The organism is Catalinimonas alkaloidigena (assembly GCF_029504655.1).
GTDB classification, from domain to species: Bacteria; Bacteroidota; Bacteroidia; order Cytophagales; family Cyclobacteriaceae; genus Catalinimonas; species Catalinimonas alkaloidigena.
Genome location: NZ_JAQFIL010000001.1, coordinates 5306378 through 5319113 on the forward strand (window position 1 = coordinate 5306378; position 12736 = coordinate 5319113).

Below are 12736 nucleotides of genomic sequence, written 5' to 3' on the forward strand. Positions count from 1 at the left end.
TTTCAATTATCAATTTTTGTGCTTGGAGCATAAAGCATCAAAGTGCTATTCAAACAGGGCTGACCGCTGCATGATGTGCTTGTTGCACAACTATTCCAAGATAGCGGAAAAAGGTTTATCTTAATAGTATAAATCACTCCTTATTGTATGCTGGGTAAGAAATACTATCAACCAAAATTATTTACCGAGTTTAATTTAGCCGACCGGGTACCGGATTATAATTTTTATCGCAGATTAAAGTCCGTCCTAAACCTGGATTTCCTACACGCAAAGACCAAAGCCTACTATGGTAGCTGTGGTCAAAAGTCCATTGATCCTGCTGTGTTCTTTAAAATTATGCTCGTTGGCTATCTGGAAAATATAATCTCCGATAGACAACTGATGCAGCATTGCTCTATGAGACTAGATATTCTCTACTTTTTGGAGTATGATATAGACGAAGAACTACCCTGGCATAGCACGATATCCAGAACTAGACAACGATTACCTCAGGCTCTATTCGAGGAAGTTTTTGATCGTGTTCTTTCTTTATGTGTAAATGCCGGAATGGTATCGGGAAGCACACAAGCAGTAGATTCTGCTTATGTTAAAGCGAACGCTTCACTGGATAGCTTAGAGCAAAAGCTACCCACTGATACTGCCAAGAATCATCTTAAAAAGGTGTTGGAGCAGGACCAGAACCAAGAGCAAGATTCATCAGAAAATGCAGGTGATTATGAGCAAGAAAACGATGAGGATTACAAGTACATCTCTGTCAATGAGCGGAAGTTGAAAGACATTGCTGCTAGAGAAAAGCTGTGGGCGGCACGTCATAAAAGAAAACCAGGCACACATGACCCTAGAAGTAAATTCTTGAGTAACAAATTACATTATAGCCCTACTGATCCTGAGGCCAGAGTTGCTGTTAAACCAGGTAAACGTCGCCAACTTTGTTATGCTGCTCAAGTGGCTGTTGACACCTCTCATCATGTTATCTCACATATTCAAGCTGATTTCTCAGACCGTAAAGATTGCCAGATATTACCCTCTCTTCTACAGAACCTCATACACAGATTCAAAAAGCATGATCTGAAAGTAGATAGACTGTTGGCCGATACCGGATACAGTAATGGGGAAAATTACGCCTTACTAGAAAAGCATGGCATAGAAGGTTACATTCCTGCACATGGTACTTATAAGCAGGAAAAAGAAGGCTTTACCTATGATGAAAAAGAGGATGTCTGGATCTGTTCTCAAGGTAAGAAAGCTACTTTCAGAAGATTCTATATGGAAAGAGGTAATCTAGTGAAGCGTTACTACACCAAGAGAAAAGACTGTAAGGATTGTCCTATAAAAATAGCATGCATCGGAAAGCAACATGAAAAGAAGATTTCAAAAACCGCTTATCAAGCTGAGTATGAAAGAATGATTGCAAGAGTAGAAAGTAGCAAAGGCCAGTATCTTAAAAAGCGAAGGCAAGCCACGGTGGAGCCAGTCTTAGGCACACTAATCAACTTCATGGGTATGAGAAAAGTCAATACCCGAGGCCTTGCTTTGGCTCACAAGAATTTTGTCTTAGCCGCAGCCAGTTACAACCTCAAAAAGTACCTCAATTTCACTAAAAAAAGGGTATTAGCCCAGGTAAATGCTCTGGAAGGGCAAATATCAGCTATTTTCAATATACCTTCTTTTTGCTTGAGCTGAGGTGAAAAGATTCCGAATAGGTTCCGCTTTTACTCAAAAAGAAATCTGTCATAGTAGAAAATGGGGTTGCGCATCAGCCACAAATGTTAGTGGGCGTTTTCAATCATATCCATTGAAATCACTTCTCCGTATGTTTTAGAATCCCAATACTCAATTTGATCAACCTCAGTCGCCGATAGTTCTGTTAAATCCTCATCAGAAAATTCTGTAGTAAGCAATTCAGGATTCAAATAAGTAAATTTCTCATCGAGACACATTCTTATTTCTTGTGGTAAATCAACAAATTGAAGTTGCATCCACTTACTATCCGATGAAATTCCAGCATAAAATGGATACTGATTATTGATGACTATATCAATCCGCTGTTTTGTTATTTTGTGTTTACAAATCAATCTAAAGTAATTGGATGAAGCATCAGGGCACAAGATTTCTTTCAGTCTAAATTCAGTTAAATTACCACAGTGATAAGCATGTTTTTTTAATTCATTTTCATCAATCTGGGCGTAATCTTGATCTCCATTAGCCTTTCTAAATCCGGTAATTCCTTTCTGTAATTTCATTTTAATTCAATGCCCACTAACGGTTAAGTGCTAGGCATGGCCCGCAGCGAAGCAAGGGTCTGGCCTGCACGGTGTTAGCCGTTTGTTATTTTTCTAATTGAGATTTTATCTGCTTTTTTTCCAGTATTAATCAATATCTCTGTCTCATATTGATCGTTTGAATACTTTCCTATTCTACTTTGTGGATTTGTTAAAAACTCAACTATGTATTCAAAATTATCTTTGATAATGAAGTATTCACTATTCTCATCTAGTGCATTCAAATATAATTTAGAATCAGGATAGTGATTAATAAATTCTTCAACAGACATACCTACATGGATATTAGATTTTAATTCCACTTTTTCGCTCAGTACTTGAATCTCATACAATGAATCACTATCCCATTTTGACCATGCAAAAACCATTGGATCAAATTCTGTTGAAACCAAAATACCCTTTGATTCTGAGTCCACTCCATATTCGTGTAAAAATGGATGCGAAATATTATATTCCTCACTAAAAGATGTTAAAAAGGTATTTTTATCCATCTCATTCAGAATTTTCTCAACATTGATTGGTAATGATTTTTGAATTTCACCTTTCTCTTTTGCTTGATTAGATGAGGCATCACACGCCAGTAAGAACACTACTATTAAGTAAATTTTTCTCATTAGAATAACGGCTAACGAGCCCGCTAGCTGACGGGCTGCGCTTGTTTGATTATATCTTTTATTTCGCAAAAATGGTGCTTGGTGAAGCTAACTTTCAAGTACAGGATTCCGCAGCCTGACAGATAGCTTTTGTTACCCAGCGTGTTCAATCCTTTTTTCTGATTATCAAGTCAAAGCAATTCAACCGAATTTCTTTCCCCCCATTTCTCGCTACTGCCCATTCAGAAATATTATTTAATTCCTGCTCATCTACCATGACATACTCTGTAAAATAAGAATCACTGCCGTCTTCAGGAATTTTAATTACTTCTATTTGAGCAGCATTTAATCCATGTTCCGAGCAAAAGTCCAGATTTTTAATCGCAGCAATCATCTGAGATTTTAAGTCTATTTTATCGGCAGAGTTTCCTTCTTCAACTTTGATTTCTTCATCTAGCCTTTTGATCTCTTTATTCAGAAATTCTACTACCAGATTTAAGCTCTTCTCTTTTTTCATCTATTTACATGCTGGGTAACGAGCCCGCTAGCTGACGGGCTGCGCTTGTTTGATTATATCTTTTATTTCGCAAAAATGGTGCTTGGTGAAGCTAACTTTCAAGTACAGGATTCCGCAGCCTGACAGATAGCTTTTGTTACCCAGCGTGTTCAATCCTTTTTTCTGATTATCAAGTCAAAGCAATTCAACCGAATTTCTTTCCCCCCATTTCTCGCTACTGCCCATTCAGAAATATTATTTAATTCCTGCTCATCTACCATGACATACTCTGTAAAATAAGAATCACTGCCGTCTTCAGGAATTTTAATTACTTCTATTTGAGCAGCATTTAATCCATGTTCCGAGCAAAAGTCCAGATTTTTAATCGCAGCAATCATCTGAGATTTTAAGTCTATTTTATCGGCAGAGTTTCCTTCTTCAACTTTGATTTCTTCATCTAGCCTTTTGATCTCTTTATTCAGAAATTCTACTACCAGATTTAAGCTCTTCTCTTTTTTCATCTATTTACATGCTGGGTAACGCCAAGGGCGAGCCGTCGCCCGGCTTGTTGGCATTTATATTACGATTATCATTTTCAATACTTGGAGCAACTAACGTGCAAGTAGCTATTTTGCCAGGGTGAGGGCTGCCTGATGTTATGCCTAGGCTTCTCATCCTATCAAATCATTATTTATCCAAACATGCCAGTCTTTACTGACCTCCCAACTCTCTATAAATCCTTCTTCACTATGCTTTCCAGTCGGAAAATCTCCTTCCCGACAAGGTTCATATTGTAAGTGCCAATTTCCGTTGAAAATAATCTCAATTTCCATCTCATTTGCTTCCTGACATCGGATACCGCCTAAAATAACATAATTAATTTCTGGCAAATCCAGTTTTCGCAGAGCTTCTTTTGTCTGATCATGTAATTCATCGAAGCCTACGAGCTTATTTTTCTGATCAATTAAAGTTGCATCATCATACGCGGCACTTACAAAATTATCGAAGTGCTGCGGGTAATTCTGATAATGGTCAACAATTTTCTTTTCTTCTGAATGACATGCAGTCAATACCCAAATAAAAAGGATCAATGTACCAGTTATCAATCTTTTCATTTTAACTTAGGCATAACGTTATAGCTACCGGTCGTAGAGGCAAGATGTGACTTTTTGATGAGATATTCTGCTTCATCTTGCTGGCTTTATTACGTCCTGATAGTTGTATGACCGGTAGCGGGATGTTGTAGGCAGTGCCTCCCCTTTTATCTTTATCATGTAGGGCACGGTGTTCTATCATTTTCTCCGCTCCTTCCCTTTTCCTGATTTTAAATTTAGACTATGATGTTTATGTCTGCATAGACGTTCGTGGTCTAAATTGGGCCAGTAAGAAGCCTAAAGAGCTTTATCTTGTATCATTATTTCCTTCTGACCCCCTCCAATGTATGTTTCCGATAAAGTCTATCCAGCAATTTTGATCTAAATTCTTTATCTTCAAGTCTTCATTGACGTCTTAGCGTCATCAAACACGGTTTGAACGGCAAAGCCGACAGAAGACTTGGGCCAAAATCAAAGATTTTCTCCCTACATACATCCCGCTCCTACAGAAGGAAATCTCCATCTTCTTACTGGCAAAATTAGGAAAAATGATCCCCGAAAATGATTGAATTGCCTATCAACGTTCTGTGTATGGACAGTAGGGCAGGTTCAAAGCAAATCACTTTCGGTTTACCACAAAGCCAAAACAAACGTTTTTACTTTTAATTTTCTTTTTTGTTAAACGTCAAAACTTTGTTTTGGCGCTGCCTGCTCAAAGAACGGGACTTTCAATTTATCTCTAAATGCACTATTGGCTATACACCTTGTTGTGGTGTCGTTTTTTATTTTTCTCCAAGCCAAACAACTCCTTTCTTAAATGAATATGATTCTGTGGCTTCTCCAATCGGTTCTTTAAATTTCGTTGTCCTGTGCGGTTTCTTTAGCATTTTTTTAAAATACATTTTGCTTTCTTCATAGTCCGCCATCGTTGCGTATAAGTCCGGAGCACCTGGCTCACTATTATCAAAGTGATCTTCGTCAAGCCTATATTCCCAATTAAACTTTTCAATTTCATTTTTCAATGCTCCATAATTCTCGGGATTCATTTTCTTCGAATCTTCTGGTTTGAAAAATGTGTTTTCATAAAAGTCTAAATAGTCTCCAATCGCGCAAACAACTTGAGAATTAGCAAACCTTGGTTCAAAGAGCCATATTCTCAAATAATAATTTTCGCCAAGTTTGTCCAATTCCCTTTTCCAAGAATCATAAATTTCAATAAGTCCACTTATAATTTTGGTCTTTGTTTGTCCTTTTGGTTCGGGTGTTTGGCTATTAGTCAAAGAAATTCCGCTCCAAGGGTGAACTCGAATTTTCGCATAATCTCTTTGGTATTCTTTCAAATAGTCCAAGTCGAGATTCTTATGAGTTTCAACCCAATGGTCAATATCATTCCATCTTCTTTTATGTCCGCGGATTTTCTTTGTTTTCACTGTTTCATTTTAATGCACCACAACGTTATAGCTACCGGTCGTAGAGGCAAGATGTGACTTTTTGATGAGATATTCTGCTTCATCTTGCTGGCTTTATTACGTCCTGATAGTTGTATGACCGGTAGCGGGATGTTGTAGGCAGTGCCTCCCCTTTTATCTTTATCATGTAGGGCACGGTGTTCTATCATTTTCTCCGCTCCTTCCCTTTTCCTGATTTTAAATTTAGACTATGATGTTTATGTCTGCATAGACGTTCGTGGTCTAAATTGGGCCAGTAAGAAGCCTAAAGAGCTTTATCTTGTATCATTATTTCCTTCTGACCCCCTCCAATGTATGTTTCCGATAAAGTCTATCCAGCAATTTTGATCTAAATTCTTTATCTTCAAGTCTTCATTGACGTCTTAGCGTCATCAAACACGGTTTGAACGGCAAAGCCGACAGAAGACTTGGGCCAAAATCAAAGATTTTCTCCCTACATACATCCCGCTCCTACAGAAGGAAATCTCCATCTTCTTACTGGCAAAATTAGGAAAAATGATCCCCGAAAATGATTGAATTGCCTATCAACATCCGAATAAACACACCGGAGTTGTGTTTATTTACAATATAGGTTTTCCTCTTTTGCCCCACAAGATAGGGTATCAAAGGGGCTCACTACTGACTGAATGTATCTATGACTTACGTGCGTATAGATTTCCGTAGTTTTAACGCTGTTATGGCCCAACAATACCTGAATCATCCTCAAATCTGTTCCCGACTCTAGTAAATGCGTAGCATAACTGTGACGAAGCGTATGAACAGTAGCTTTTTTCTGGATACCCACTGCTTTTTTGGCTCTTCTGAAGATATGCTGGATACTACTTTTACTGTAGGCCCCTCCTGTTTCTCCCTCAAACAAGTAATCTTTGGGCTGATACTCCAGATAGTAGGAACGAAGTTCTTGAAGAAGCTGCTTGGAAAGCGGTACCTGGCGGTCCTTTTTACCTTTGCCTTGTCTTACTACCAACACCATCCGCTTGGAGTCTACATCCTTGATTTTAAGTCTTATTACTTCTGAGATTCTTAAGCCAGAGGCATAAATGGTGGACAGAATCGCATGATGTTTTCTATTCCTTACCTGCTTCAGTATGGCCCCTACTTCCCGCTTGGATAAGACTACGGGTAAGCGGTATTCCTTTCTGGGGCGATCTATCTGATAATAGGTCCGGGGACGTTTTAGAATTTGCTCGTAGAAATACTTGATGGAATTGATGAGCTGGTTCTGATAGGAAAGGGATTTGCCCTGGCAGGCTTCTACCAAAAATGCCCTGATCTGCTCTTCTTCCAAGCTTCTTAAGTCCTGGCTTGGAAAGTGTCCCAGAAATAGCCTTAGCATACCTACATAGGTCTTCTTTGTACTTGGGCTATAGTTCATTTGCTCCAATCTTAAAGCTACTTGAGAGAGTATCTGATCCATAACCACTAAAATAAGCACTTAAACCCATGGCCGAATCATACCTTTCGATTAGATACGACTATAAATGTTTGTAAACGTTTGTAAGCGTATAGCCTTTTAAACGTATATTTCGCTATACGTTTACAAACGACTAATACATGACCGTATCCAAGACTTGTGCCATCTGCCACACTCCTATCCACGGCAGAGCGGATAAGAAATTCTGCTCTGATGCCTGTAGAGCCTCTTTTCATAATCATCAGAAAGTCGCTAGAAATGCTTTGATCAGAAAAGTCAACCAACAGCTGCTCATTAATCATAGAGTGCTGCTTGCTTTCATAAAAGATGATCCTCAAACTTTTCCGGTGATAGATAAGCAAATGCTGCTGCAAAAAGGATTTGATGCGCAGTGGCATACCTCCCGAAGGGTTATCTCAGGAAAGGCTTTCTATTTTTGTTATGATGTGGGTTATACAGTGCTCAATGCTGAGCAGGTAATGCTGAGGCTACTCCCCTCCTATCCAATGAATGATGGGCTTAACTCACAAGTAGAAGAAGAGGTAGTAGAGTATGGCTTTTGACATTTTGGCTGATAGGGTAAATAAGCCTGATGAGCTGAGTACTTCTGCTTGAAAGTGTAATAATCGCTTATATGTTAAGGAGCTTGAATTAACTATAGCGTTGTAGGAAAGTGTATAATAAAACTGATTAGAGCTTTGATAAATAGTCGTCCCACAGTGGCAAAATTCTCAGTATAGTAGAGATACAAGGTTCAAATACTTCTAACCCTACAATTGATATGAATTCGCTGATTTTAGTATTCTTCATTGTATTCTAGGCTGGTATTCCTTATTTTTAATTTACGTTCTTTCAATCATACGGATTGTTCCTACTCGTTATTCATTAAAAGGTGAACTATTCGGTGAACTGATGAAAAAAGTTCTTACAAAGTATTGATAATTAGAGAGTTATAAACAGGATTTTCGTCCTGCCGCCCCGACTTAGTAAGAATCAAAAGTCGGTAAAACCCCTTAAATCATACGATTTAAGGGGTTTTTTATTTTTCTACCCCTCAATTCATACATACAATCTCAATAAAAATGTGCCTATTTCCTGGCCACCCCAGCGGGGTCTATTTTTTATAACTACCTTTTAGGCACGGAAATGAATGTACAATATTGAAGGTCAATTCATTACGCTCATAAAAATTGTCTTTTTAGCTCCGTTTGAACACTCTTCTGTGCCTAAGTAGGATTTAGTCACACCAAACGTATCTAAAACTTTTTAACACGAAGTTGTATGCGCAGTCACAAAACCTTGGAATCTCATTCTTTGCCAAAAAGTATCAGAAGGACAAAAACAAACAAGTACCTATCTATGTCCGTGTCTCGGCCGATGGAAAGAGATTAGATATTTCCGTTCAGCGAAAAATATCTCCGGACCGATGAGGTGATGTTCGGGAGGCTGTTTGTGGTACTAAAGAGGAGGTCAAACGCCATCAACTTGATTTGATCAGGTGAAATGCCATCTAAATGGATTGTAAAGATGAATTGGTGAAAGAACAGAAAATTGTAACAGTAGCCTCTATCAAAAGCAGGTATTTGGGTGAGGATAAGTGAAGAAAACGCTGCTTGAAGTAGTCAACCATCAAAATGAAGAATGATTGAACTCAACAACTTTTCGTCTGAACAATGGCTATTTCACTATCAGCAAAACCAAAAGATAAACTTAAACATAAGGTAGCTTTACTTACTTTTTCCAATTATCTGTTCTAAATGGATAGGCAGGCAGCTCACTTGCATTGACCAGATTGACGGTGGGCTTGCCCGCAAAGGCATAGCGGATGTATTTAGGTCGCTCTATATTGGGAGAGCTTAAGATCACACTTTCTCCTTCAATTCTGGCATCGGCATATTCCCACTTTTTTGAATCATCGGTTATCCAGAAACCGGATGGAGTTTTACCATCTATGGTTTTGAGGCCGTATGCGTAATCAAAATGAACGACCAATTGATCACCCTCTACATCCACCCTTTTCAGCATGGGCCCCATGGCTAACATATCTTGTCCGGGCATATTTTTAGCAGCCAGAAGCGCTCCTCTTTGACCAATGGGAAGCTTGTCTTTTGGATGTACATTATCTATATCGCCCAGGTCAATGGTATTGACCACCGAAGTGTGGGGAAGTTCAAGCGATGTTAATTGTGATTCTCGCATCCAGGCCCAGGAAGGTTCAGCAGGGCTTTCTGGATCAATCTTACTGTGGTTCATTGTGCCTTTACCATAGCCAGGGAGCATAATTACCATAAAATTCATTTCATCATTTTGCCATTGTTTACGATAATGAAGCATCCATTCTTTGAGAACTTCTCCGTATTCTTTCATACCACTTACGCGATGAAACCAGTTGGACTCGTCTACCTCGGGCATACCGGCTAAATAACGGGTATGCCTTTCCCCCTGATACCAAACCAGCCCTCTACAGGCGAAAGGGACGAGTGGATGCATGATGGCATTGTATAATATGTTGGGTTGCCTTCTTAAGAAAATATCCTCTTCCCTGTTCCACCCATCAGGTGAAGCAAGAATTTTCCGGATACGCGCTATCCTTGCGGTGTCAGAGTCAAACTCATCCATGATTGTCTTAAAGTGGGGTAGTATCTGTGTCATACCTCTTGGCATCCAGGCTTCAATGGAGGAGCTCCCCCAGGAAGTATGGATGATTCCCACCGGTATATCAGTCAGATCATTGAGAAAATAAGCAAAGGAAAAAGCGATAGCACTCTTAGGATGGGTTGCCTTCCACTGTCCCGAAACTGATTCTTGCTCCTCCAGGGCTACTCTATGTGCTACTTCAAAACTGCGAATGTTTTTTGCAAACGGTACCAGTCCTCTCACTTCCGGAACATTTGATACACCGTATTGCATATTGGACTGACCCGAACATATCCACACTTCGCCAATCACCACATCCGCAATATTGATCTCGGTTTTTCCCGCTATTTTCATTGTACGCCCTTCCTGGGAGGCTGGTAGTGGATCAAGCGTAATCCGCCATTTCCCATCTTGGCCGGATATCGTTGACTTGCTCTGCCCGGCAAAGCTTACCGTAACCTTTTGATTGGGTGAGGCATCTCCCCACACAGGCACCGACACATCCCTTTGCAATACCATGTGATCACAAAAAAGACCAGCCGGTTTAAGGCTTTGAGCTATGCTATTACCAACACTATAGCAAAAAGCATTCAGGGAAACTAAGAGGACAAATAGATGCTTATTCATTACGTTTTTTGCCTTTTAACTTTAATGATTGTCTGGACCTCACAGTCTGTTTCTCTCCTCGGAAAATAGTTTATTATCTGGTTTATCGGGCAGGCTGGATTGCCATTCTTCTATTTGATGGACCAGTCGTTCGACCACTTCTGTATTTTCTTCCTTTAGATCATGCTGTTCATATACATCCTTAGTGATATCATAAAGTTCAACATAAGACAAATCACTGTTACCCACCAATTTCCAGTTTTGGTCAACTATGGCGTATGAAACCCAATGATAAGGTTTATTTTTGTTGATGGGCCAACTACCATCCATCTTCCAAAAGAGGGGTTTCGTTCGGGAAGGGTAAGGGGTCCCCTTTAGAGTACCTAGCTGGCTGATTCCGTCAGGGCTATATGAATCTGGTAATTGCACGCCGGCAATCTCACAGAATGTAGGAAGCAAATCTACTGCAGATATTAAAGAGACTGAATCCACTGCACCTGCCTTTATTTTTCCGGGCCATCGGGCAATAAACGGTACGCCTATTCCTCCTTCAAAAAGGGCCGCTTTATAGCCTTTTCTTCCGCCGGTAATTCCTTTTGAGCCCGCTATATTATAACCCACCCCTGTAGCTGTATCATGATAGGTTTCCAAGGCAGTTGGCGTAGCCGCCCGGGCCGGGCCATTATCAGAGCTAAATACAACAAGCGTGTTTTCTGTCAGATTTAATCGGTCCAATGCATCCAATACTTTACCAATTCTTTCGTCCGCATGGGACAATACAGAAGCATAAATATTATCGGTTTCCTCCAGTTCACGGAACCCCCACTGGTATTTCGGGATCACATGATGAGGGGTATGCGGTTCATGTATCCATAAATTGATAAAAAATGGTTGGTTCTCCCGCCTGGCATTTTCCATGAATTCAATGGTTTTATCGGCATCCTCATAAAAGGGCATTTGTTCCCCCGAGCAATTAAAAGCGCCGTAGGTATCATATCCATACCTTGCAGGAGTGGGTGAGTCCGGAATCATATTATTAGAAAGGTGCCATTTTCCAAAATGAGCGGTAACATACCCACTTTGTTGCAATAAGCTGGGCAAAAGGGTTGCTTCATTATCGAGCCAGTCAGGCATATTCCGCTGTGCATTCTGTGGTACCCAGGCAAAGTGACCATTAATATTAAATCTGGCTGGAAAATGCCCGCTAAGTACAGCTGCTCGGCTCGGTGAACATACACCACTCGCCACGGTAAAACGGTGAAAGTCGGTTCCCTCTGCTACTAAGCGATCAATATTCGGGGTCTTGACATAAGGATGGCCATGAGCACTCAGATCGCCCCAGCCCCAATCGTCAGCAAATATGAAAAGGATATTGGGTCGGGATGGTTCTCCCTCTTTAGCCGACTGCTTTCCAGTTCTTTCCGTGCAGGCCAATAAGCTCCCAACAAAGAAGCTCATCGCAAGAATTCTTAAAAATCTATCCATATCATATTAGTTATGTATCCAGGTTAGCATGCTTCAAACTCAGTAATGTATGCCCCCCCTAAGGTCTTGAAGGCAGCTGTTCTTCATTGAACTCACCTACTTTCTCAATGGCCTGGCTAATTCTACATATCCTGCCGGCCGACATTGCTCACTAAAGTCAACGCCTACTCCAAGTAATTTTCAAATGTTGTTAAATAAGCCTTCAGCGCTTTGACTATTTCGGGGTATTGATTTATCATATTCCGGGTCTCTACCCTATCTTCTTTCAGGTTGAACAACATGCTATTTACACCCCGCTCATGATATTTGCTTTCTCCAGATCTTACGGCTGGTAGTTGATTGCCCTGATAATAGTAAAATTGCTGATGCGGTGAGCTTGCTCCGACATTAAGCTTCGGCCAGATGTCTTTCCCATCTATTACTCTATCCTGAGGAGTTTCAGCTCAGCATAGTTTAACAAAAGAGGATAGCAAGTCCATGACAGTCAGTATTTCATCAGCAACAACGCTCCGGGAAATTTTTCCCAGCCACCAGGCAATTGCTGGTACAAACATACCTCCTTCAAAGATATCACTTTTTCTCCCTCTCAACCCTCCTGTACTCCCCAGCCCTCCTTGGTGAGGACCATTATCAGACATTAAAAAACTAATGTATTCTCTT

General features: G+C 40.2%; 13 protein-coding genes. 3 read left to right on the forward strand and 10 right to left on the reverse strand.

Going from position 1 to position 12736, the window contains the following annotated elements; all coding sequences use genetic code 11:
• Positions 1-147: 147 nt before the first annotated feature.
• Positions 148-1683 carry an IS1182 family transposase gene (locus OKW21_RS21760; RefSeq protein WP_277483408.1) on the forward strand — a complete coding sequence of 512 codons (1536 nt, stop codon included), beginning with the start codon at positions 148-150 and terminating at the stop codon, positions 1681-1683.
• A gap of 86 nt (positions 1684-1769) precedes the next feature.
• Here the strand turns inward: OKW21_RS21760 and OKW21_RS21765 are convergent, their stop codons facing one another.
• The 7 genes from OKW21_RS21765 to OKW21_RS21795 form a co-directional block, all read right to left on the reverse strand.
• Positions 1770-2243, reverse strand: a complete 474-nt coding sequence (locus tag OKW21_RS21765) for a hypothetical protein (RefSeq protein WP_277483411.1) — start codon at positions 2241-2243, stop codon at positions 1770-1772.
• Between the two features lie 74 nt (positions 2244-2317).
• Positions 2318-2965 (reverse strand): hypothetical protein, encoded by a 648-nt coding sequence (locus tag OKW21_RS21770; protein WP_277483413.1) that lies wholly within the window; start codon positions 2963-2965, stop codon positions 2318-2320.
• 76 nt (positions 2966-3041) lie between these two features.
• The gene (locus OKW21_RS21775; RefSeq protein ID WP_277483414.1) at positions 3042-3392 is read right to left on the reverse strand and encodes a hypothetical protein; all 351 of its coding nucleotides are present in this window, start codon (positions 3390-3392) and stop codon (positions 3042-3044) included.
• A 149-nt stretch (positions 3393-3541) separates the two neighbouring features.
• Positions 3542-3892 carry a hypothetical protein gene (locus OKW21_RS21780; protein ID WP_277483414.1) on the reverse strand — a complete coding sequence of 117 codons (351 nt, stop codon included), beginning with the start codon at positions 3890-3892 and terminating at the stop codon, positions 3542-3544.
• Between the two features lie 150 nt (positions 3893-4042).
• On the reverse strand, positions 4043-4486 hold the full coding sequence (locus OKW21_RS21785) for a hypothetical protein (RefSeq protein WP_277483415.1): 444 nt from the start codon (positions 4484-4486) through the stop codon (positions 4043-4045).
• 761 nt (positions 4487-5247) lie between these two features.
• On the reverse strand, positions 5248-5895 hold the full coding sequence (locus tag OKW21_RS21790; RefSeq protein ID WP_277477158.1) for a hypothetical protein: 648 nt from the start codon (positions 5893-5895) through the stop codon (positions 5248-5250).
• A gap of 595 nt (positions 5896-6490) precedes the next feature.
• Positions 6491-7351 carry a tyrosine-type recombinase/integrase gene (locus OKW21_RS21795; RefSeq protein WP_277483418.1) on the reverse strand — a complete coding sequence of 287 codons (861 nt, stop codon included), beginning with the start codon at positions 7349-7351 and terminating at the stop codon, positions 6491-6493.
• A gap of 137 nt (positions 7352-7488) precedes the next feature.
• On the opposite strand from OKW21_RS21795, the gene OKW21_RS21800 reads away from it, so the two are divergent.
• Complete coding sequence (locus tag OKW21_RS21800) at positions 7489-7911, forward strand: DUF2116 family Zn-ribbon domain-containing protein (protein ID WP_277483420.1); 423 nt, start codon at positions 7489-7491, stop codon at positions 7909-7911.
• A 714-nt stretch (positions 7912-8625) separates the two neighbouring features.
• Positions 8626-8778, forward strand: coding sequence for a hypothetical protein (locus tag OKW21_RS32805; RefSeq protein WP_420870121.1), 153 nt, complete (start codon positions 8626-8628; stop codon positions 8776-8778).
• 301 nt (positions 8779-9079) lie between these two features.
• On the opposite strand, the gene OKW21_RS21805 is transcribed toward OKW21_RS32805, so the two are convergent.
• From OKW21_RS21805 to OKW21_RS21815, 3 genes are all read right to left on the reverse strand, one after another.
• Positions 9080-10612 (reverse strand): sialate O-acetylesterase, encoded by a 1533-nt coding sequence (locus tag OKW21_RS21805; protein WP_277483421.1) that lies wholly within the window; start codon positions 10610-10612, stop codon positions 9080-9082.
• Between the two features lie 39 nt (positions 10613-10651).
• Positions 10652-12076: a sulfatase family protein gene (locus OKW21_RS21810; protein ID WP_277483423.1), complete on the reverse strand. Its 1425-nt coding sequence runs from the start codon at positions 12074-12076 to the stop codon at positions 10652-10654.
• Between the two features lie 443 nt (positions 12077-12519).
• A complete protein-coding gene (locus tag OKW21_RS21815; RefSeq protein WP_277483425.1) occupies positions 12520-12714 on the reverse strand; it encodes a sulfatase-like hydrolase/transferase in 195 nt (64 codons plus the stop codon).
• Positions 12715-12736: the final 22 nt, after the last annotated feature.

Excerpts from the sequence above, each read along its gene's own strand:
- OKW21_RS21810 (WP_277483423.1), bottom strand. The coding sequence starts at position 12,076 with ATGGATAGATTTTTAAGAATTCTTGCGATGAGCTTCTTTGTTGGGAGC.
- OKW21_RS21805 (WP_277483421.1), bottom strand. The coding sequence starts at position 10,612 with ATGAATAAGCATCTATTTGTCCTCTTAGTTTCCCTGAATGCTTTTTGC.
- OKW21_RS21795 (WP_277483418.1), bottom strand. The coding sequence starts at position 7,351 with ATGGATCAGATACTCTCTCAAGTAGCTTTAAGATTGGAGCAAATGAAC.
- OKW21_RS21780 (WP_277483414.1), bottom strand. The coding sequence starts at position 3,892 with ATGAAAAAAGAGAAGAGCTTAAATCTGGTAGTAGAATTTCTGAATAAA.
- OKW21_RS21760 (WP_277483408.1), top strand. The coding sequence starts at position 148 with ATGCTGGGTAAGAAATACTATCAACCAAAATTATTTACCGAGTTTAAT.
- OKW21_RS21765 (WP_277483411.1), bottom strand. The coding sequence starts at position 2,243 with ATGAAATTACAGAAAGGAATTACCGGATTTAGAAAGGCTAATGGAGAT.
- OKW21_RS21815 (WP_277483425.1), bottom strand. The coding sequence starts at position 12,714 with ATGTCTGATAATGGTCCTCACCAAGGAGGGCTGGGGAGTACAGGAGGG.
- OKW21_RS21785 (WP_277483415.1), bottom strand. The coding sequence starts at position 4,486 with ATGAAAAGATTGATAACTGGTACATTGATCCTTTTTATTTGGGTATTG.
- OKW21_RS21800 (WP_277483420.1), top strand. The coding sequence starts at position 7,489 with ATGACCGTATCCAAGACTTGTGCCATCTGCCACACTCCTATCCACGGC.
- OKW21_RS21775 (WP_277483414.1), bottom strand. The coding sequence starts at position 3,392 with ATGAAAAAAGAGAAGAGCTTAAATCTGGTAGTAGAATTTCTGAATAAA.